Source organism: Streptomyces malaysiensis subsp. malaysiensis, assembly GCF_040653035.1.
GTDB classification, from domain to species: domain Bacteria; phylum Actinomycetota; class Actinomycetes; order Streptomycetales; family Streptomycetaceae; genus Streptomyces; species Streptomyces malaysiensis.
The window spans coordinates 267,369-286,609 of record NZ_JBEZNG010000011.1 but is presented as its reverse complement, the minus strand read 5'-3'; the positions used below and the strand labels follow the sequence as shown (position 1 = coordinate 286,609).

General features: G+C 71.3%; 20 protein-coding genes. 11 read left to right on the top strand and 9 right to left on the bottom strand.

All coding sequences use genetic code 11. The features are described 5' to 3' along the window. Nucleotides 1-107 precede the first annotated feature (107 nt). Entirely contained in the window at nucleotides 108-1,124 is a 1,017-nt protein-coding gene (locus tag AB0E24_RS23515; protein ID WP_359379618.1) for an ABC transporter substrate-binding protein, read from the bottom strand. 172 nt (nucleotides 1,125-1,296) lie between these two features. Here AB0E24_RS23515 and AB0E24_RS23510 point away from each other — a divergent pair, with 172 nt between their 5' ends. Beyond that, a complete protein-coding gene (locus tag AB0E24_RS23510) occupies nucleotides 1,297-2,442 on the top strand; it encodes a glycoside hydrolase family 88/105 protein (protein WP_283882555.1) in 1,146 nt (381 codons plus the stop codon). A 62-nt stretch (nucleotides 2,443-2,504) separates the two neighbouring features. Here the strand turns inward: AB0E24_RS23510 and AB0E24_RS23505 are convergent, their stop codons facing one another. After that, entirely contained in the window at nucleotides 2,505-3,584 is a 1,080-nt protein-coding gene (locus AB0E24_RS23505; RefSeq protein WP_359379614.1) for a PQQ-dependent sugar dehydrogenase, read from the bottom strand. 399 nt (nucleotides 3,585-3,983) lie between these two features. Here AB0E24_RS23505 and pqqA point away from each other — a divergent pair, with 399 nt between their 5' ends. From pqqA to AB0E24_RS23475, 6 genes are all read left to right on the top strand, one after another. Continuing rightward, nucleotides 3,984-4,127, top strand: a complete 144-nt coding sequence (gene pqqA, locus AB0E24_RS23500) for a pyrroloquinoline quinone precursor peptide PqqA (RefSeq protein ID WP_069860403.1) — start codon at nucleotides 3,984-3,986, stop codon at nucleotides 4,125-4,127. 10 nt (nucleotides 4,128-4,137) lie between these two features. Further along, nucleotides 4,138-5,037, top strand: a complete 900-nt coding sequence (gene pqqB / locus AB0E24_RS23495) for a pyrroloquinoline quinone biosynthesis protein PqqB (RefSeq protein ID WP_147967173.1) — start codon at nucleotides 4,138-4,140, stop codon at nucleotides 5,035-5,037. Continuing rightward, entirely contained in the window at nucleotides 5,034-5,741 is a 708-nt protein-coding gene (pqqC, locus tag AB0E24_RS23490) for a pyrroloquinoline-quinone synthase PqqC (RefSeq protein ID WP_102936580.1), read from the top strand. The genes pqqB and pqqC overlap by 4 nt, the downstream gene beginning before the upstream one ends. Further along, on the top strand, nucleotides 5,738-6,022 hold the full coding sequence (pqqD, locus tag AB0E24_RS23485) for a pyrroloquinoline quinone biosynthesis peptide chaperone PqqD (RefSeq protein WP_102936579.1): 285 nt from the start codon (nucleotides 5,738-5,740) through the stop codon (nucleotides 6,020-6,022). The genes pqqC and pqqD overlap by 4 nt, the downstream gene beginning before the upstream one ends. Next, complete coding sequence (gene pqqE, locus AB0E24_RS23480) at nucleotides 6,019-7,125, top strand: pyrroloquinoline quinone biosynthesis protein PqqE (protein ID WP_102936578.1); 1,107 nt, start codon at nucleotides 6,019-6,021, stop codon at nucleotides 7,123-7,125. The genes pqqD and pqqE overlap by 4 nt, the downstream gene beginning before the upstream one ends. Before the next feature lie 90 nt (nucleotides 7,126-7,215). Next, the gene (locus AB0E24_RS23475) at nucleotides 7,216-8,694 is read left to right on the top strand and encodes an SDR family NAD(P)-dependent oxidoreductase (RefSeq protein WP_069860408.1); all 1,479 of its coding nucleotides are present in this window, start codon (nucleotides 7,216-7,218) and stop codon (nucleotides 8,692-8,694) included. A 231-nt stretch (nucleotides 8,695-8,925) separates the two neighbouring features. Here the strand turns inward: AB0E24_RS23475 and AB0E24_RS23470 are convergent, their stop codons facing one another. After that, nucleotides 8,926-10,191, bottom strand: a complete 1,266-nt coding sequence (locus AB0E24_RS23470) for a glycosyltransferase family 4 protein (protein ID WP_102936577.1) — start codon at nucleotides 10,189-10,191, stop codon at nucleotides 8,926-8,928. 175 nt (nucleotides 10,192-10,366) lie between these two features. Between AB0E24_RS23470 and AB0E24_RS23465 the strand changes: the two genes are divergently transcribed. Beyond that, the gene (locus tag AB0E24_RS23465) at nucleotides 10,367-11,071 is read left to right on the top strand and encodes a response regulator transcription factor (RefSeq protein WP_079259933.1); all 705 of its coding nucleotides are present in this window, start codon (nucleotides 10,367-10,369) and stop codon (nucleotides 11,069-11,071) included. Beyond that, nucleotides 11,071-12,495 (top strand): sensor histidine kinase, encoded by a 1,425-nt coding sequence (locus tag AB0E24_RS23460; RefSeq protein ID WP_347233867.1) that lies wholly within the window; start codon nucleotides 11,071-11,073, stop codon nucleotides 12,493-12,495. The genes AB0E24_RS23465 and AB0E24_RS23460 overlap by 1 nt, the downstream gene beginning before the upstream one ends. A gap of 24 nt (nucleotides 12,496-12,519) precedes the next feature. Here the strand turns inward: AB0E24_RS23460 and AB0E24_RS23455 are convergent, their stop codons facing one another. Genes AB0E24_RS23455 through AB0E24_RS23445 form a run of 3 tightly spaced genes read right to left on the bottom strand, consistent with a single transcriptional unit; the run spans nucleotide 12,520 to nucleotide 14,491 of the window. Beyond that, nucleotides 12,520-13,338 carry an SAM-dependent methyltransferase gene (locus tag AB0E24_RS23455; protein WP_069860412.1) on the bottom strand — a complete coding sequence of 273 codons (819 nt, stop codon included), beginning with the start codon at nucleotides 13,336-13,338 and terminating at the stop codon, nucleotides 12,520-12,522. After that, a complete protein-coding gene (locus AB0E24_RS23450; protein WP_202544203.1) occupies nucleotides 13,335-13,604 on the bottom strand; it encodes a DUF397 domain-containing protein in 270 nt (89 codons plus the stop codon). The genes AB0E24_RS23455 and AB0E24_RS23450 overlap by 4 nt, the downstream gene beginning before the upstream one ends. 29 nt (nucleotides 13,605-13,633) lie before the next feature. Then, nucleotides 13,634-14,491 (bottom strand): Sco1979 family transcriptional regulator, encoded by an 858-nt coding sequence (locus tag AB0E24_RS23445; RefSeq protein WP_069860414.1) that lies wholly within the window; start codon nucleotides 14,489-14,491, stop codon nucleotides 13,634-13,636. A 225-nt stretch (nucleotides 14,492-14,716) separates the two neighbouring features. On the opposite strand from AB0E24_RS23445, the gene AB0E24_RS23440 reads away from it, so the two are divergent. Next, nucleotides 14,717-15,184, top strand: coding sequence for an ATP-binding protein (locus tag AB0E24_RS23440; protein WP_069860415.1), 468 nt, complete (start codon nucleotides 14,717-14,719; stop codon nucleotides 15,182-15,184). A 24-nt stretch (nucleotides 15,185-15,208) separates the two neighbouring features. Here the strand turns inward: AB0E24_RS23440 and AB0E24_RS23435 are convergent, their stop codons facing one another. Together AB0E24_RS23435 and AB0E24_RS23430 are read right to left on the bottom strand one after the other, a co-directional pair. Further along, nucleotides 15,209-16,501: an MFS transporter gene (locus AB0E24_RS23435; RefSeq protein ID WP_232637752.1), complete on the bottom strand. Its 1,293-nt coding sequence runs from the start codon at nucleotides 16,499-16,501 to the stop codon at nucleotides 15,209-15,211. A 202-nt stretch (nucleotides 16,502-16,703) separates the two neighbouring features. Beyond that, entirely contained in the window at nucleotides 16,704-17,039 is a 336-nt protein-coding gene (locus tag AB0E24_RS23430; RefSeq protein WP_079259937.1) for a winged helix-turn-helix transcriptional regulator, read from the bottom strand. A gap of 134 nt (nucleotides 17,040-17,173) precedes the next feature. On the opposite strand from AB0E24_RS23430, the gene AB0E24_RS23425 reads away from it, so the two are divergent. Then, nucleotides 17,174-18,061: an NAD(P)-dependent oxidoreductase gene (locus AB0E24_RS23425; protein ID WP_102937819.1), complete on the top strand. Its 888-nt coding sequence runs from the start codon at nucleotides 17,174-17,176 to the stop codon at nucleotides 18,059-18,061. On the opposite strand, the gene AB0E24_RS23420 is transcribed toward AB0E24_RS23425, so the two are convergent. Beyond that, nucleotides 18,058-19,176, bottom strand: coding sequence for a DMT family transporter (locus tag AB0E24_RS23420; protein ID WP_359379606.1), 1,119 nt, complete (start codon nucleotides 19,174-19,176; stop codon nucleotides 18,058-18,060). The genes AB0E24_RS23425 and AB0E24_RS23420 overlap by 4 nt on opposite strands. Between the last annotated feature and the right edge of the window lie 65 nt (nucleotides 19,177-19,241).

Below are 19,241 nucleotides of genomic sequence, written 5' to 3'. Positions count from 1 at the left end.
GTTCGGTTTCGGCCACCTGAGGTGCCCGCGGTCAGCGCCCGGGACGCCCGCCGTCGGCGCCGGTGTCGCCCGGTGCCGCCCGGTGTCAGCGTCTGGGGCGCCCGGTGTCAGCGCCCGAGGTGCTCGGTGATGTCGCGCAGTACGACCCGGGCGGCGGTGGGCCCGGCGTTGAGGTACCAGGGGTCGTCGTCGACCTTGACGATATGCCCGCCGCGGACCGCGCCCAGCTTCTTCCAGAGCGGATTGGACAGATAGGTGGCGGCGTCGGTCTTCCCGGGGCGGCCCTGGACGGAGTAGAAGATCCAGTCGCCGTCCATCCGCGGGATCCGCTCACCGCTGAGGTCCTGTGAGATGTCGTCGAAGCGCTGGGACTCGGGGCGGCCGAGCCCCATGTCGTCGGCGATGGTGCCGGTGAAGGACTTCTTCCCGAACATCCGGACCCGGTCGGGGTTGAAGCGCACCATCGACAGCGCCGTGTGTTCGCCGCCCAGCTTCTCGCCCTGGTCGGCGGCGTCCTTCTCGAAGCGGGTGAGCAGGGTGCGGGCCCGCTCGCGCCTGCCCACCGCGTCGGCGACGGTCAGCAGGTCCTTCTTCCAGTTCACCCCGCGGCCCTTGGTGACCACGGTCGGGGCGATGGCCGCCAGGCTGGGGTAGAGGGCGCCCTGGGTGCTGTTGACCAGGATCAGATCGGGCTTGGCGGCGGCCAGCTTCTCCAGGTTGGGGGAGGTGCGGGTGCCGATGTCCGTCATCGAGCCGAGCGCCTCGGCCTGCCCGGGGAAGGCCGTGCGCAGATAGCCGGGGACGAGTCCGGCGTAGTCGGCACGGGTGGTGGCCACCGGTACGACGCCGAGGGTGAGCAGATCGTCGAGCTGTCCGGTGCTGATCGCGGCGATGCGCTTCGGCGCGGCCTTCAGCGGCGTACTGCCCTGCTCATGGGCGACGGTGCGCGGGAAGTCACCGTCCGCCGCGGAGGACCCCGGAGCCTTCGAGACCGCCGAAGACCCCGAAGACCCCGAAGACGCCGAAGACGCCGATGACGACGCGGGATCCGAGGATCCGCAGCCGGTGAGGACGGTCGCGGCGAGGACGGCCGAGAGCAGGGGGAACAGACGAAGGGGGCCCACGAGCAACTCCAATTGGTAAGGTCAGGCTTACCTTACCTTGGCGGGATTCGGCCTTGACGGGCCCGGCTCATCCTCGCCTTTCCTCCGCTTTTGTTCCGGTACGGAGTGTGTGCCGATATTCTTGACGTGTACATGGCGCCCTGGGGGCGTCCTGACACCCAAGGAGGACTGAATGATCAGTCGCAGAACGCTGTTCGCGAGCACACTGGGCCTCACCGGTGGTCTTCTCCTCCCGACGGCGGGCGCCGGCGCGGCGCCCGCCGACTGGTCGCGGGCGGTGGTGGACTCCACCATCGCCCGCCGCCCGGACCCCGCGTCCCTCGGCGGCTGGGGCTACATCCAGGGGCTGTTCCTGCTCGGCACCTACCGCGTCCACCAGCGGGTCGATGAGCCGTCGTACCTGGCGTACATCAAGCGCTGGGTGGACAACTTCGTCGACGCCGACGGCCATATGAGCCGGACCTTCGACAACCTCGACGCGATGCAGGCCGGCAATCTGCTGCTGATCCTCCACCAGGAGACCGGCGACCCCCGCTACCGGACCGCCGCCGGCCAGATCCGGGCCCGGATCACCACCTATCCGCGCACCGCCGACGGCGGGATGTGGCACGCCACCGGCAGGACCAACGAACTGTGGGGCGACGGGGTCTTCATGGCCCAGCCCTTCCTGCTGCGCTACGGCATCGCCTACGGCGACCAGGAGTACGCGTACGAGGAGGTCACCAGGAACCTCTCGGTGTACTTCCGCCACCTCAAGGCGGCCAACGGGCTGATCTACCACGGCTATGACGCCGACGGCGACGCCCCGTGGAAGCCCGACCCCACCACCGGCACCTCCGCCCACTTCTGGGCCCGGGCCATCGGCTGGACCGCGATGACCCATGTCGAGGTGCTGGAACTGCTCCCCGCCGACCATCCGCGCCGCGCCGAACTGATCGACAACGTACGGCACCTGGCGAAGGGCTTCGCGCGCTACCAGGACCCGGCCACCGGCCGCTGGTTCCAGGTGGTCGACAAGGCGAGCGAGCCCGGCAACTGGACCGAGACCTCGGCCTCCAGCATGTACACCCTGATGCTGCACGCGGCCCTGGAGCACGGCTGGATCAGCGGCGGCGGCTACACCGAGGCGGCGCGAAGGGGCTATGAGGGCGTGCTGCGGAAGGTGTCGGTCGGCTCCGACGGGCTGACGAACATCACCGACATCAGCGAGGGCACCAACGTCGGGGATCTGGCCTACTACCTCGGCCGCGCGCGCAATACGAACGACCTCCACGGTCTGGGCGCCTTCCTGCTGATGAACGAGCGGCTCGCGCACTGACACGGGCGTACGGTCGCGGCCCGGCGGACCGCGACCGTACGCATCACCCATCCACGACGGGGCTACTTCAACTCGACCTGGAACACCTTGTCCGCGCCGTCCGGCTCCCCGCCGTTGCTGTCGGCGTTCGTCGTGGACAGCCACAGCGTGTTCTTGCCCGGCACGGTCTCCACGGTGCGCAGCCGCCCGTAGGAGCTGGTGTAGTACGCCTTCGGGGTGCCCGCGTTCGTCCCGTCCACCGGGATCCGCCACAGCCGCTCACCGCGCAGCGCCGCCAGGTACATCGCGCCGTCGGCGTAGGTGACCCCGCTGGGCGAGGCGTCGCCGGTCGGCCACTGGCGCTTGGGGCCGGTCATCCCGGCGGTGGAGCACTCGCCCTCGCAGATCGGCCAGCCGTAGTTCTTGCCCGCCTCGATGAGGTTGAGCTCGTCGTACTTGCTGTCGCCGAACTCGGCCTCCCACAGCCGGCCCTGCGGGTCCCAGGTGATGCCCTGCGGATTGCGGTGGCCGTAGGAGTAGACGAGCGTGCCGAACGGATTGCCCGGGGCGGGCTTGCCGTCCGTGGTCATGCGCAGGATCTTCCCGTTGAGCGAGTTCTTGTCCTGGGAGAGATCGGGTGTCTGCGCCTCGCCGGTGGTGGCGTAGAGATAGCCGTCCGGGCCGAACTTGAGGCGTCCGCCGTTGTGGTACTTGTTCTTCTTGATGCCGGTGACGAGGGTCTGGTAGCCGCCGAGCGAGGAGCCGTCGTAGGTCATCCGGGCGATCCGGTTGCCCTCGGAGGCGGTGTGCATCAGATAGATGGTGTGGTCGCTGTTCCAGTTCGGGGAGACCGCGATGCCCAGCAGCCCGCCCTCACCGTCGGTGGTCACCACATTGGGCACCGTGCCCACCTCTGTCCTGGTGCCCGACTGGGTGAGCTTGTAGACCTTGAACGAGTCCCGCTCGGTGATCAGCGCCGAGCCGTCGGGCAGCCAGCTCAGCCCCCAGGGGACGGTCCAGCCGGACGAGACGGTCTTGATGTCCGAGGGAGCCGAATCGGCCCGGCCGGGAGCGGCGGTTCCCGTTCCGGCCGTCCCGATCAGCAGGCCGGCGGCGAGCGCGGTGGCGGCCGCCGCGGCGGCGGTGTTCCGGTACCTCTTCATCCCGTTCTCCTGTCTGATCCCCGTTCACATGCGGGGAACTGTAAGGAAGGCTTACTAACGCGTCAACAGATTCGACAGCAGGGGGCCGGTGCATCGCGGAAGGTAGGAGGTGTCTCTTGGGGCGTCAAGCATTGGTACGGGCCAAGAAGTCGGCCACGTGGTCGATTTCACGCCCTCAGGGCTGTCGAACCATCAGAGGTCGGATGACCTTTTTGGTGCACGCTTCTTGACCACGTCCCGACGGCTGGTGACCCTGCAACAGACGGAACACCATGCGCATCCCCTCCCTCGGCCTTCACAGCCCGAAGAAGGAGAGCCCTCATGGACCGAGATCGCTGACGGCCCGTCCGTTCCGTCCTGTGGACCAATTTCCCACCAGATGGAAGGCAGGTCGAAACCATGAACGACACCACCCCGCGCACCGCGCCCGAGGCGGCGGACCGCACCCGCACCGACGCCGGGCAGACCGCCTGGCAGACCCCCGACTACGTGGTCGTGGAGACCGCGCTGGAGGTCACCGCCTACTCGCTGAACGCCCGCTGAGCCCCCCGCCATGCGCGTGCGCGTGCTCGGCACCGCGGCGGGTGGCGGCGTACCCCAGTGGAACTGCGCGTGCCCCGGATGCTCCGGGGCACGCGCCCACCCCGGGTGGCGCCGCCGCCACGCCTCGCTCGCCGTCCAGGCCGCCGAAGGCCGCTGGTACCTCGTCAACGCCACCCCCGACCTCGGCGACCAGGTCGAGGACCACCCCGAACTGCACCCCGGGCCCGAACCGCGCCGAACCCCGCTGGCCGGGGTGATCCTCACCGACGCCGAACTCGACCACACCCTCGGCATCGCCCGGCTGCGCGAGGCGGACGGCATCGAGATCGTGGCCACCGCCCCGGTGCGGCACGCCCTGCTGACCGGACTCCACCTGGGCGAGGTCCTCACCCCCTACGCCAGGCTGGACTGGCGCCCCCTCGGCCCCGAGGACCGGCCGCTCGCCGAGGACTCGCCCCTCGTCATCGGCGCCGTCCCCGTCTCCGCCAAACGCCCCCGCTACGCGGCCGGACTCGACGCCCCGGACGACGGCGGCTGGGTGGTCGCGCTGCGGCTGACCGACCGCACCACCGGCCGCTCCCTCCTCTACGCCCCCGCGCTCGCCGCCTGGTCCGACACGTTCCAGCGCGCCGCCGAGAGCGCCGACCACGTCATCGTCGACGGCACCTTCTGGTCCGACGACGAGCCCCTCAGCAGCGGCTTCGGCTCGCGCACCGCCACCGCCATGGGACATCTGCCGATCGACGGACCGGACGGCACGGCGCGGCGGCTCGCCGCGCTCGAAGGACGCACGCTGTACACCCACCTCAACAACACCAACCCCCTCAACGACCCGGCCGCGCCGCACCACACGGAGCTGCGCAAGCTGGGTGTCGAGGTGGCCGCCGACGGGATGGTGATCGACCTGTGAGCACCCCACGCACACGGCTGGAGGAGCGGCTGCGCGCGGTCGCGCAGGAGCGCTACCACGACCGCCACCCCTTCAACGTACGGATGCACGCGGGTGAGCTCACCCCCGCCGAACTGCGCCGCTGGATCCTCAACCGCTTCCACTACCAGCGCCATATCCCCGTCAAGGACGCCCTGATCACCGCCAAATTCGACACCCCACGGCTGCGCCGGATGTGGCTGCGGCGCATCCAGGACCACGACGGCACCACCGAAGGCGAGGGCGGTATCGAGCGGTGGCTGCGGCTCGGCGAGGCCGCCGGTCTGCACCGGGACCGGCTGCTGTCGGCCGAGGAGGTGGTGCCCGGGGTGCGGCTCGCGGTCGACGGCTACGTCAACTTCTGCCGGCTGCGCGGGCCCCTGGAAGCCGTCGCCGCCTCGCTCACCGAACTGTCCGCGCCCGGCATCATGCTCACCCGTATCGACGCCTTCGAGCGGTACTACCCATGGATCGAGCGCGAGGGCCTGACCTACTTCCGCAACCGGGTCGACCAGGGGCGCCGGGACAGCACCGAGGCCCTCGACGCCGTCCTGACCTGGGCACGCACCCCCGAGGACGAGGACCGCGCGGTGGCGGCGCTCGCCTTCAAATGCGATGTGCTGTGGTCGCTGCTGGACGCGGTGGACCACGCCGACACCAAGGACGGCCCCGGGGAGGGGACATGACCGCCGCCGGCACCCCGCCCGCCCCGGCCGGATGGCGGCCCGCGCTGGCCCCCGCGGTGAGCCTGCGCCACGACCGGGTGCGCGACGCCGATCTGCTGGTGCTGCCCGAGCGGGTGGTGGTGCTGCGCGGCAGCGCCGCGCGGATCCTGCGGCTGTGCGACGGCGACCGCGACCTCGACACCATCGTGGCGGAGCTCGAAAGCCGCTTCCCCGGCGCGCCCGTGGCCGACGACGTGCGTGCCTTCCTCGGCCGGATGCGCGGGGAGGGCTGGGTCCGATGACCGCCGCGCCCCGCCCCTGGGCCCTGCTCGCCGAGCTCACCCACGGCTGCCCGCTGCACTGCCCCTACTGCTCCAACCCGCTGGAGCTGGTCCGCCGCTCCCGTGAGCTGTCCACCGCCGAGTGGACGGAGGTGATGCGCCAGGCCGGGGAGTTCGGCGTGGTGCACACCCATCTCTCCGGCGGGGAGCCGCTGTTGCGCGGCGATCTGGCCGAGATCGTCACCGCCGCCGAGTCCGCCGGGATCTACACCCAGCTCGTCACCAGCGGAGTGGGCCTGGACGGCGCCCGGCTGACCGCGCTGACCGCCGCCGGGCTGCGCAGCGTCCAGCTGTCCGTGCAGCACGCCGACCCGGCCGCCGCCGACCGGATCGCCGGACACCGCGCCTTCGCCGCCAAGGAGCGGGCCGCCGCCCTGGTGCGCGCGGCCGGACTGCCGCTCGGCCTCAATGTGGTCCTGCACCGCGACAACCTCGACGCGCTCGACGCCCTCATCCGGCGCGGCGTGGACTGGGGCGCCGACCGGATCGAGCTGGCCAACACCCAGTTCTACGGCTGGGCGCTGCGCAACCGGGACGCCCTGCTGCCCACCCGCGACCAGCTCGCCCGGGCGCGGGAGACGGTCCAGCGCTGGCGGGACCGGCTGGGCGGGGCCACCGACCTGGTGTGGGTCGTGCCCGACTACTTCGACGGGGTCGCCAAGCCCTGTATGGGCGGCTGGGGCGCGGTCTCGCTGACCGTCGCGCCCGACGGCACCGCGCTGCCCTGCCCCGCCGCCGCGAGCCTGCCGGACCTGGACCCGCCCAATGTCCGTGACCACTCCCTGGAGTGGATCTGGGACCACTCGGGCGCCTTCAACCGCTACCGGGGCGAGGGGTGGATGCGGGAGCCGTGCCGCACCTGCTCCCGCCGCGCGGAGGACTTCGGCGGCTGCCGCTGCCAGGCGTACGCCCTGACCGGCGACGCCGCCCGTACCGACCCGGCCTGTGCGCTCTCCCCCGACCACGGGGTGATCCGCGCGCTGACGGACACCGGACACCCGGCCGCGGCGGCCACCCCGGCGCCGACCGGCGGCTATGCGTACCGCAAGCCCGGAGGAGGGTGACGCGGGCCACGGTTTGGCGCATACGCCCCCGCTTCCGTACAGTTTCGCCGTTGTCCAGGGGAACAGACGAACCAGAAAGCGGCAGCGGCGATGACGGTGACTGACGAAGGCCGGGCCGAGCGGGCGACGGCCGAGGGGCCGGGCATCGACCCGGAGCGGCTGGCGACCTGTCTGAGCGTGCTGGCGGAACTCGACCGGCTGCCGGTCGACCACCCCGACGCGATCACCGTCCGCCGGGCCACCTCCGGGATCTACCGCAGTGTGAAGCAGCGCAGGCGCCAGGAGCGGCGGGCCGCGAAGACCGCCAACGACAAGGCCGTCACCGAGGCCACCGCCACCGGCGCCGCGGACCGGATCGACGACGAGACGCTGGGCCTCGCGCTCACCAGCTCCGTCAGCACCGAGATCGCGGGCATCCTGGCGCGCCCCCGCTCCTGCTACGTCTGCAAGACCCGGTATGTCGAGGTCGACGCCTTCTACCACCAGCTGTGCCGCGACTGCGCCGCCGAGAACCGGGCCCGCCGTGACGCCCGCACCGATCTCACCGGGCGCCGCGCCCTGCTCACCGGCGGCCGCGCGAAGATCGGGATGTATATCGCGCTGCGGCTGCTGCGCGACGGCGCGCACACCACCGTCACCACCCGCTTCCCCGGCGACGCCGTCCGCCGCTTCAAGGCCATGCCGGACAGCGCGGAGTGGCTGCACCGGCTCAAGGTCGTCGGTATCGATCTGCGTGACCCCGCCCAGGTCATCGCGCTGACCGACGAGGTGAGCGCCGCGGGCCCGCTGGACATACTGATCAACAACGCCGCCCAGACCGTCCGCCGCACACCCCAGGCGTACGCCGAGCTGATAGCGGGCGAGTCGGCGCCGCCGCCCGCCGGGGAGCTCCCCGAGTCCCTGGTCCTCGGCGCCTTCGGCAGCGGCGCCCAGGCGGCCCTGCCGGGCCCCCGCGCGGCACGGGACGGCGCCCTCACCCCGCAGGACCTCACCGCCCTCGCCCTCACCAGCGGCTCCGCCTCACCGGCCCGGATCGAGGCCGGGACCGCGATCGACGCGGGCGGGCTGGTGCCGGACCTGGACCCGACCAACACCTGGGTGCAGCGGGTTGACGAGGTGGACCCGGTCGAGCTGCTGGAGGTCCAGCTGTGCAATGAGACGGCGCCGTTCATCCTGGTCAGCCGGTTGCGCCCGGCGATGGCGGCCTCGCCCGCCCGGCGCAAGTACGTGGTCAACGTCTCCGCGATGGAGGGCAAGTTCGGCCGGGGCTACAAGGGCGCGGGCCATCCGCACACCAATATGGCCAAGGCCGCGCTGAACATGCTGACCCGCACCAGCGCACGGGAGATGTTCGAGGCCGACTCCATCCTGATGACGAGCGTCGACACCGGATGGATCACCGACGAGCGCCCGCATCCGGAGAAGATACGGCTGGCGGCCGAGGGCTTCCACGCCCCGCTCGACCTGGTGGACGGCGCGGCGCGGGTCTACGACCCGATCGTCCGGGGCGAGGCGGGCGAGGACCTCTTCGGCTGCTTCCTGAAGGACTACGCCCCGACGTCCTGGTAAGCCCGGACGTCCTGGTGCGCGCTGGGACCTCCTGGTAAGCCGGGACATCCGGGTGCGCCCCGACATCCGCGTACGCCGCCCCGGTGTCCGGGTGCGCCCCGACATCCGCGTCCGCCTCGACATGAGCGTCCGCCCCGGTGTCCGGGTACTCCCCGGTGTCCTGGCGGGCGCCCCGCTCGGCCGGGGCGCCGTCCACCCGCGCGGGTGCCGGATACGCGGCCCCGCCCGGGGTTACGCGCTCGCCTTCTCGCCCGCCGCCGGGGTGCGGCGGCGGCCGGGGGCGATGCCGAAGCGGCGGGCCAGGCGCCGCCAGCGGGCGCGGGCGGCGGTCCGGTAGCGCTCCCAGCCGCGGGCGAACCGGCTCGTGCGCAGCTCCTCGAAGAGCTGGTCGTAGCGCCGGGCGATCGGCGCGGGGTCATAGATCCGGGAGCCCTCCAGGGCGGCCGCGCCCATCGCCCGCCGGGCCGGGGCGTCGGCCATCAGCTCCATCAGGGCGCTCGCCAGCGCGTGCTTGTCCCCGGTGGGGACGAGCCGCCCGGTGACCCCGTCCCGGATGATCTCGGCGGGGCCCAGCGGGCAGTCGGTGCTCACCACCGGCACCCCGCAGCGCATGGCCTCCACGATCGTCATCCCGAACGACTCGGCGTCCGAGGCGACCGCGACCAGCGACGCCTTCGCGAACTCCGCCTCGATGGGGGAGTAGGACCCCATCAGCTCCGCGCTCCCGGACAGGCCCAGCCGCTCGATGTGCTCCGCCAGCCGCTCCTTCTCCGCGCCCCCGCCGTAGATCCGCAGCCGCCAGTCCGGGTACTTCTCCGAGACCTCCGCGAAGGCGTCGATCAGCAGGTCGAAGCGTTTGCCGCGGACCAGCCGCCCGGCCGCCGCGATCACCGGCGCGGTGCCCTCGGAGGGGGCGACGGCCGGTTCGGGGACGCTGTTGGGTATCGCGAGGGTCCGCACCCCCGGCATCGGCATCTTCTCGCGGTAGACCGCGGCGTCCGCCTCCGTCGTGGTGACCACGGCGTCCAGCGACCGGTAGAACGGGGCCAGCTCCGCCCGCAGCTTCTTGCTGTGCGCCTCGTACCGCAGATGCTCCTGGGCGATGCGCAGGGCACGGCGGGGGGCGAAGCGGGATATGTAGACGTTCACCCCCGGCCGAGTGCCGACGATCACATCGGCGGGGCAGTCGCGCAGATACTCCGCGGCCCGTGTGTCGATCAGGCGGTTGTACTGGTGGTGCCGCTTCTCGGCGGCCGGGAAGTCCCGGCTGGCCTCGAAGAACAGCGGGTCCTTCGCGTCCGCGCCGTTTGGACGCGTGTCCACCAGGGGGACCAGCCGCACCCGGGGGTCGAGGGCGAAACGCGGCGTCTCGCGGTGCCGCATCATCGAGACGATCTCGACCTCGTGACGGTCGGCGAGCGCCGTCGCGAGGTTCATCGTCGTCCGGATCGTTCCGCCGATCCCGTAGGCGTTGTGCAGCAGGAATGCGATCTTCATGCGGTATTTTCTCCGGCCGGTTGCATTCCCGGGGCGAGTTCCCCCCGGAACATAGCGGACACCTTGCCGAGGTCCGGTAAGCCCGTCGCGTGAAGAAGGTGAGAGCGGGGTAAGAAGCACCGCTCGGGACCCCCGCCCGCGACGGGCACCGCTGTGGCCTTGGCAGACTCGGGGTGTGACCAACACCGTGCTGCTCGCCGAGGACGACCGTGCCATCCGCCAGGCGCTGGAACGCGCCCTGACCCTGGAGGGGTACCGCGTCACCGGCGTGCCCGACGGGATCGAGGCGCTGGCGGCCATCCACCGCGAGCGCCCGGACGTGGTGGTCCTGGATGTGATGATGCCGGGCGTGGACGGGCTCCAGGTGTGCCGGGTGCTGCGCGCCGAAGGGGACCGCACCCCCATCCTCATGCTCACCGCGCGGGTCGAGACCGCCGACCGGATCGAGGGTCTCGACGCCGGCGCGGACGACTATGTGGCCAAGCCCTTCGAGGTCGAGGAGGTCTTCGCCCGGCTGCGCGCGCTGCTGCGCCGGGCCGCCCCCGCCGAACCGGCCGCGCCGGAGGACACCGCCATCGACGGGGTGCTGGAGGTCTCGGACCTGCGCCTGGACTCCTCGGCGCGCCGGGTCTGGCGCGGCGGTACGGAGCTGGAGCTGACCCGTACCGAATTCGACCTGCTGGAGCTGCTGGCGCGCAACGCGGGCATCGTCCTGGACCACGCCACGATCTACGCCCGCATCTGGGGCTACGACTTCGGCCCGGGTTCGAAGAACCTCGCCGTCTACATCGGCTATCTGCGCCGCAAGGTCGATCCGGAGGGGCGCACCCCGCTGATCCATACGGTGCGCGGGGTCGGCTACACCCTGCGGGAGGAGTGATGGTGCGGCTCCCACGGCTCCGCCGCAGGCGGCCCAGTCTGCGGACCACCTTCGCGCTCTCGTTCTCGGCGGCCGCCACCGTGGTCACCCTCCTGGTCGGCGGTCTCAGCTATGACGCGGCGGCCGGGCTGGTGCGGGTGGACCAGCAGTCGGCGTTCGACGACGTCATCCACGATCTGCGCGGCCAGGTCCGCGGCGACAAGGTGGTCCTGCGGCAGTACCCCACCGAGTCCACCGGGCCCGTCCCGTACGACCTGCGGGACGATCTGCGCCGGATCAGCCGGATGGACGTCCAGGTGATCAACGGCCGGGGCACGGTCTACGACGCGGGCAAGCCCCCGCTGCCGGTGACCGACGAGGACCGGACGACCGCCGCCGCCCACACGGCCGGCACCGTCGTACGGCGTGAGATCGACATCGGCGGGGAGCAGTACCGCATGGCCACGGTGGCCGTGGGCGACGGCACCGGCGCGGTCCAGGTGGCCCAGCAGATCAGCGACACCGAGGATCTGCTGCAAGAGCTCCAGCAGCGCACCGCGCTCTTCGTGGTCGCCGTCATCCTCGCGGCCGGGCTGGCCGGCTGGTGGCTGGCCGGGCGGATCACCCGGCGGCTGGTGCGGCTGACCCGGGTCGCCGAGAGCGTGGCCGCGACCGGCCGGATGGAGGTGGCGGTGCCGGTCGCCGGGGACGACGAGGTGGGCCGCCTCGGACGGGCCTTCGACGGCATGCTCGGACAGCTCGCGCGCTCCAAGGACGACCAGCGGCGGCTGGTCCAGGACGCCGGGCATGAGCTGCGCACCCCGCTCACCTCGCTGCGCACCAATATCTCCCTGCTGCGCCGCTTCGAGGATCTGCCGGGGCCCGCGCGGGAGGATCTGCTGGCCGATCTGGCGGGGGAGACCCGGGAGCTGACCGACCTCGTCAATGAACTGGTGGATCTGGCGGCCGGGCAGCGGGACGACGAACCCCGTACGGAGGTCTCGCTGGAGGAGGTGGCCACCACCGCCGTGACCCTCGCCCGGCGCCGGACCGGCCGCGAGATCACCGTACGGGCCAGTGGCGACACCCGTCTGACGGGCCACCCGGCCACCCTTCAGCGCGCGATCTCCAATCTGGTGGAGAACGCCGCCAAGTTCGACCAGGACGGCACCGGGCCCGTCGAGGTGATGATCAGCGGCCGCCGGGTGGAGGTGCTGGACCGGGGTCCGGGCATCGCCGCGGAGGACCGCGAGCGGGTCTTCGACCGCTTCTACCGCGCCCCCGGGGCGCGCAGCCTGCCCGGTTCCGGGCTGGGTCTTGCCATCGTGCGCGAGGTCGCCCTCGCGCACGGCGGCACCGTCTTCGCCCGGCCGCGCCCGGGCGGGGGCGCGATACTGGGCTTCACGGTCGGCGACGGCACCGGGTCGATCGGCACCGGGCCGTGAGGCCCGGTCCCGGGGCCTGGGCCCCTAGGACTTCCGGGCCACTCCCGCCCACATGTTGATGTCCGCGCTGCGGATGGCCTCCGGGCGGTCACCGGGGTCCGGCTTCCACTGGTGGGGCTCCGACACACCCGGGTCGATCAGCTCCAGACCGTCGAAGAACGCCCCGACCTCGCTCCGGGAGCGGGTGGTGAAGGAGATTCCGCTCTCCTTGTAGACCTGGATGACGTTCCGCCAGGTCTCCTCCGAGAAGTCATGGGTGGAGTGGGTCAGCATCAGATAGCTGCCCGGGACCAGAGGCTCCATCAGCTTGCGGACGATCTCGTACGGCTTGTCCTCTTCCGGAATGAAGTGGAAGAGCGCGTTCACCGAGATCGCCACCGGCTGGGTCAGGTCCAGCGTCTCGTGCAGCTCGGGGGCGCTCATGATCCGCTCGGGGTCGCGCACATCCGACTGCACATAGGCCGTACGGCCCTCGGGGGTGCCGATGAGCAGCGCCTGGGCGTAGGCCAGCACGATGGGGTCGTAGTCGGTGTAGACCACCCGGGCCTCCGGGATGACGCCCTGGGCGACCTGGTGGAGGTTGGGCTCGGTGGGTATCCCGGTGCCGATGTCGAGGAACTGCCGGACCCCGGCCTCCCGGGCCAGCCAGCGGGTGGCGCGGTGGATGAAGCCCCGGTTGACGGTCGCGTTGAGCCGGACGGTCGGATAGACCTCCAGCACCCGCCCGGCGGCCTCCGCGTCGACCTCGTAGTGGTCCTTGCCGTTGAGGTAGAAGTCGTACATCCGAGCCGGGTGCGGCTTGGTGGTGTCGATCTGGTCAGGGGCGAGCCCGTAGTCGGTCACGCGGCCCTCCGTTCCGGTGCGGAACCCGCCGAGGTGGTCAGGTTTTCTGGGCGTGTGAGCAGGAAGTCCGCGGCGCCGGCCTTGGCGCCCTGGATGAACCTCTCGATTTCATGGTGGGTGTAGATCAGGGCAGGGCCGTCCGGATCGGTCGACTGACGCAGGGCGACCCGCCCGTCCTTCAGCCGCAGGGCCTCCACACAGGCACCGCCGTTGGGGCCGCTCCAGGGCTTGGCCCAGCCTTCGATCGCCAGCTGTTTGGCCGGCATGCCGTTGTACACATCTACCTGATCCACAGTCAGAGCTCCTTGCGAATCCCACGGAGAAAGCTCTCCGTGCGCCGCGCCGGTGTGGCCTGGGTGCCCATGCGGTCCAGGGCCTCCAGATACGCGACCACATCGGAACGTTGGTCGAGATAGCCGGCGCCGGTCAGGCCCTCGGCATAGACGATGTCCGGCAGTTCCGGGATCTGGAACCGGAAGAGCTGGAAGGGGCCGCCCATGCCCGGGTGCGGGCCGGCGGAGAACGGCACCACCTGAAGGGTGACGTTCGGTCTTTGCGCGGCCTCGATCAGATGGTCCACCTGGGCGCGCATCACCTCGGGGCCGCCGATGGCCAGACGGAGCACCGTCTCGTCCATCACGACCCACAGATGTGGTCCGTTCGGGCGGTGGAGCAGCTCCTGGCGCTCCATCCGCAGGGCCACCCGGCGCTCGAGCTCCCGGTCGGACCCGTGCGGGAAACCGATGGAGAGGAGCGTGCGGGCGTAGTCCTCGGTCTGAAGCAGCCCGGGGACGAAGTGCGGCTCGTAGGCGCGGATACGGCTGGCCGCGCCCTCGAGGCTCACATAGAGACTGAACCAGTCCGGCAGCACATCACGGAACCGGTGCCACCAGCCGGGCCTGTTGGCCTCCTCGGCGAGTGCGAGGAAGGAGTCGATCTCTTCCTGGTCGGCGCCATAGGTTTGCAGCAGCTTCTCGACGTAGGGCAGTTTCAGGCCGACTTCGGCCTTCTCCATCCTGCGCACCGTGGTCTGGTTGACGTGCAGCGCCCTGGCAGCCTGGTCGTAGTTGACGCCGGCTTTCTCGCGAAGGTCCCGCAGCCGCATGCCGAGGACCATCTGCCCGACGGTCGGGGCAGATCGCGCTTCACCCACGTCGTACCTCCTGGGACGGTCTTGTCAGGAATCAGTGTGCCACGTGCGAGGTGAGGGCAACAGAGTGCGCTGGCTATTCTGCATTTTGCAGATCGCGCCTTGCCAACTGATGCTCGCAGCAACGATAGTGACGGGTGTGACCGGTCCAACGTGACTGCTGTGTCGCGCACTTGCGGCATTCACGTACGGCATTCACGCCCCCACAGGTAGACGGACGGAAGGCACATGGCCGTGGCATTGCGTCAGCGCTCGACGATGGCCCACCACCCGAGCCCCGGGAGCGTTGACTCCGCCCTCCGCCAGGAGAGGTTCCAGCTGCCCGCCAGAGGCGCGTCGGTCGCCATCGCCCGGCACCGGGTCCGCTCGCGCGTACCGGAGTGGGGCTTCCACGAGGATCTCTGCGACGCCGCCGAGCTGGTGATGTCCGAGCTGTTCACCAATGCCCTGGTGCACACCGGAAGCGAGCAGATCCTCTGTGTGCTGCGCGCCCATGAGCGGCGCATGCTCTATGTCGAGGTCGCCGACCAGGGCGGCGGACCGGCCGTCCCCACGCCGCGGGAGGCCGGTCTTGAGGATGAGTGCGGACGCGGACTGGCACTGGTCCGCGCCCTGGCCGACGCGTGGGGGGACAGGCCGGGCGTGGACGGCGGACGGGTGGTCTGGGCCCAGATGAGCGTGGCCGTCGGCCGCTGACCCGGATCCGGCCCGCCGCCCCCGTCACACCGCCGTCGTCCGCTGCTTCCCCGGGGCGGCCGGGCCATCGGCGCGGTCCCGGGAGAGGGCGGCGTCGCGGGTCTCCCGCATGGTGAGGTAGACGATGAGCGAGACGGCCGCACACGCCGAGACGTACCAGTAGTACCCGGACTCCACACCGCCCTTCTTGAACCACAGCGCCACATACTCGGCGGTGCCGCCGAACAGCGCGTTCGCCAGCGCGTACGGCAGGGCCACCCCGAGCGCCCGGACATGGGTGGGGAACAGCTCCGCCTTCACCACCGCGTTGATCGACGTGTAGCCGGTGACGATGACCAGCGCCGCGAGCGAGAGCAGCAGCGCCCCGGTGAAGGTGTCGGCGTGTGAGAGCGCGGTCATGATGGGCACGGTGCCGAGCATCGAGCCGAAGCCGAAGGTGATCAGCAGCGGACGGCGGCCGATCCGGTCCGAGAGCGCCCCGGCCAGCGGCTGCAACAGCATGAACAGGAACAGGGCGCAGAAGCTGACCAGCGATGCGTCGGACTTGCTCATTCCGGCCGTGTTCGACAGGTACTTGGTCAGATAGGTGGTGTACGTGTAGTACGCGACCGTGCCGCCCATGGTCAGCGCGATGACGAGCGCCGCCTCCTTGCGGTGGCGCAGCAGCTCGGCGATGGTCCCCCGCTCCTGGTCCTGGCGGGCGTCCTCCTCGGCGTAGATCTCGGTCTCCAGCAGATTGCGCCGCAGCCAGAAGACCACGGCCGCGCCCACGGCGCCGACGATGAACGGAATGCGCCAGCCGTAGGAGTGCAGCGCGTCATCGGACATGGTGTGCTGGAGCACGATCTGGAGACCGAGGCCGATCAGCTGACCCATCGTCATCGACACGTACTGGAAGCTGGAGACGAAGCCCCGGCCGCCGGGCCGGGACGCCTCGGTGAGATAGGTGGCGCTGGCCGCGTACTCACCGCCCACCGACAGGCCCTGGAGCAGCCGCGCCACCAGCAGCACGCCCGCGCCGAAGTAGCCGACCTGGTCATAGGTCGGGGCGATGGCGATGAGCAGCGCGCTGGCCGACATCAGCGACACCGTCAGGGTGAGCGCCGCCTTACGGCCGCGCCGGTCGGCGAACCGGCCCAGCAGCCAGCCGCCGACGGGACGCATGAAGAACCCGACCGCGAAGATCCCGGCGGTGTTGAGGAGCTGTGCGGTGTCGTTGCCCTTGGGGAAGAAGGCTCCGGCGAAGTAGGTGGCGAAACTGGCGTAGACGAACCAGTCGTACCACTCGACGAGATTTCCGATCGAGCCGCCGAACACGGCTCGCCAGGGTGTGCGTGGTTGGCTCCGGGGAGCGCTGTCGGTCACGGGGCCTCCAAGTGAGCGGGGTGATCCCTCACCCCTACCCCGCACAGGGCCAGTTGGAAAAGGGATTCCGCGGCGGGGTCGCGCCCCCGGGTGACCTTCGTCGCGCCCCCGGGCGACCTTCTCGGGCCGAGTGGCCCGGCGTCCGGCGGAGCGTTCAGCCCCGGCCGGTCTCCGCCAGTGTCGCCATCCGGCGCTTGCCCCAGGCGCCCAGCGGGCGCAGCGCCGTATTCAGCTCCTCGCCCAGCCCGGTCAGCGAATACTCCACCTTCGGCGGCACCACGTCGTAGCTCTCCCGGTGGACGATTCCGTCCGCCGCCAACTCCCTCAGCTGCTGTGTCAGCACCTTTTCACTCACACCGGGAACAAGCCGCTTCAATTCCCCGAAACGGCACCGCTGGTGATTGAGCGCCCAAATGATCAGCACTTTCCACTTGCCGTCGATCACATCCACGGCCGCGTCCAAACCGCAGACATACGGCTGCTTTTCCATGGCCCCCACTGACCTCAAGGTAAGTACGCACTTTTTAGTGCGTACTTGTCCACATTACCGCCGAGGAAGGAGTCTGTGACCGGCGCGCCGGACCCCTACGACAAAGCGGTATCGGAACAACTGGAGCAATGAAGATGAGCGAAACCCCCGTGACGGTGCTGGGCCTCGGCGACATGGGCACCGCGCTGGCCCGCGCCCTGGTCGGGGCCGGGCACCGGACGACGGTGTGGAACCGTACGGCCGCCAAGGCCGAGGCGCTCGCGGCCGAGGGCGCGCGGACCGCCGCCACGGCCGGTGCGGCCGTCGCGGCGAGCCCCCTGGTGGTGGTCTGCCTGCTCGACTACGACTCCGTACGGCAGGTGCTGGCGCCCCTCGGGGACGCCCTGTCCGGCAGGGCCGTCGTCAACCTCACCAACGGCACTCCGCGGCAGGCCCGTGAGCTGGCCGCATGGGCGGCCGGACACGGCGCCCAGTATCTCGACGGCGGCATCATGGCCGTCCCGCCGATGATCGGGACGCCCGCCGCCTTCCTCCTCTACAGCGGCTCGCCCGCCGCCTTCACGGCCCACCGGACCGTGCTGGACCTCTTCGGCGAGAGCCACCATCTCGGCGAGGACCCCGGCCGGGCCCCGCTGTACGACCTCGCCCTGCTCAGCGCCATGTACGGGATGTTCTCCGGCGTGCTGCACGGCTATGCCCTCATGCGGTCGGACGGGGTGGCGGCGGCCGACGCCGCCCCGCTGATGGGACGCTGGCTGACCGCCATGTCCGGGGTGGTGGACGGCTACGCACGGCAGATCGACTCCGGTGACCACGCCACCGGGGTGGTCTCCAACCTCGCCATGCAGTCGGCCGCGTTCGTCAACTTCACCGGCTCCGCACGGGACCAGGGCATCAGCCCCGAACTGATCGCCCCGATCGGCGACCTCATGGCCCGGCGGGTCGCCGACGGCCATGGCCATGAGGGCCTCTCGGGGCTGGTGGAGCTGCTCGGCCCAGGGCGGCCGGGCGGCGCCGTCTAGGCGTGGTGCTGTAGGACGGCCTCGCCACGGCCGGGCAGCCGGGGGTCGGGCTTCTCCTCGCCGGTGGGCTGGCGGGGGATCGGACGGGGGAGACGGAGCGGGGGAACGGGCTCGGCGGGGCCGCCCGGCACCGCATGCGGTCCGGATCCGCCGGGCTCCTCCGGAGCCTTCGGCCCGGCACCTCCGCCGGCGGCATCGCGCCCGTCCTGCCCCTCGGGTGCGGGGGCATCGGGCCCCACGGCGGCCGCGACCCGCGCCTGAGGGGCGTCCTCGGTGGCCGCTTCGCCCTCGGCCTCGGCGTTGTGCACCGTCAGCATCACCAGGCCGGTGCTCGCGACGAGCGCCGCCACCAGGGCGAGCAGGGTGCCGGGCGCGCCGTGCCGGAAGTGCTCGCCCAGCGCCGCGATGCCGACGGCGGTGGCGACCACGGGATTGACCACGGTCGCCGTCGCCAGCGGTGAGGCCAGCCCGGCGCCCCGGTACGACGCCTGGGACAGCAGTACCCCACCCGAGGCCAGCAGCCCGATCGTGACCAGACCGGGCAGGGCGTCCTCCCACGCGTCCCAGGTCCACTCCACGGCCACGTTCTTGGTGACCACCGACGAGATGCCGAAGGCCGTCCCCGCTGCCGCCGCCAGCAGCACACCGCGGATCCCGGGCGAGCGCATCAGACGGGCCGCCCCGGCCAGCACGGCGATGACGGAGACCGTGATCACGATCAGCCAGAAGCCGTCCCGTTCGGCCAGCGACTGGGCCCGCGAGGAGCCGGTCAGCGAGAGCAGTCCGGCGAGCCCCACGGTGGCCAGCAGCGCGCCCCGCCAGCCGGCCGCGCCGACCCGGCGGCGGACGAATATCGCCGCCATCGGCAGGGCGAAGACGATCGTGAGAGCCCCTAGGGGTTGCACCACGCTCAGCGGACCATAGGCCAGGGCGATCACATGGAGGACGGCGCCCGCCCCGTTGAGGGACACCGCGGTCCACCAACTCCCGCGCCGCAGCGGAGCGGACGCGAGGCGCGGCGTCGTGGCCGCGACATGCTCCTGGAGTATGGCTCCGGCGGCGTAGCAGACCGCCGAGACCAGGGCCAGCAGCACAGACAGCGCGAGGGATGTCACGTCGCGGCCCCCTGGGCCGATCGGTCGTCGTCCATGCCCTCATCCTTGACGGTGGGAGGACCCCT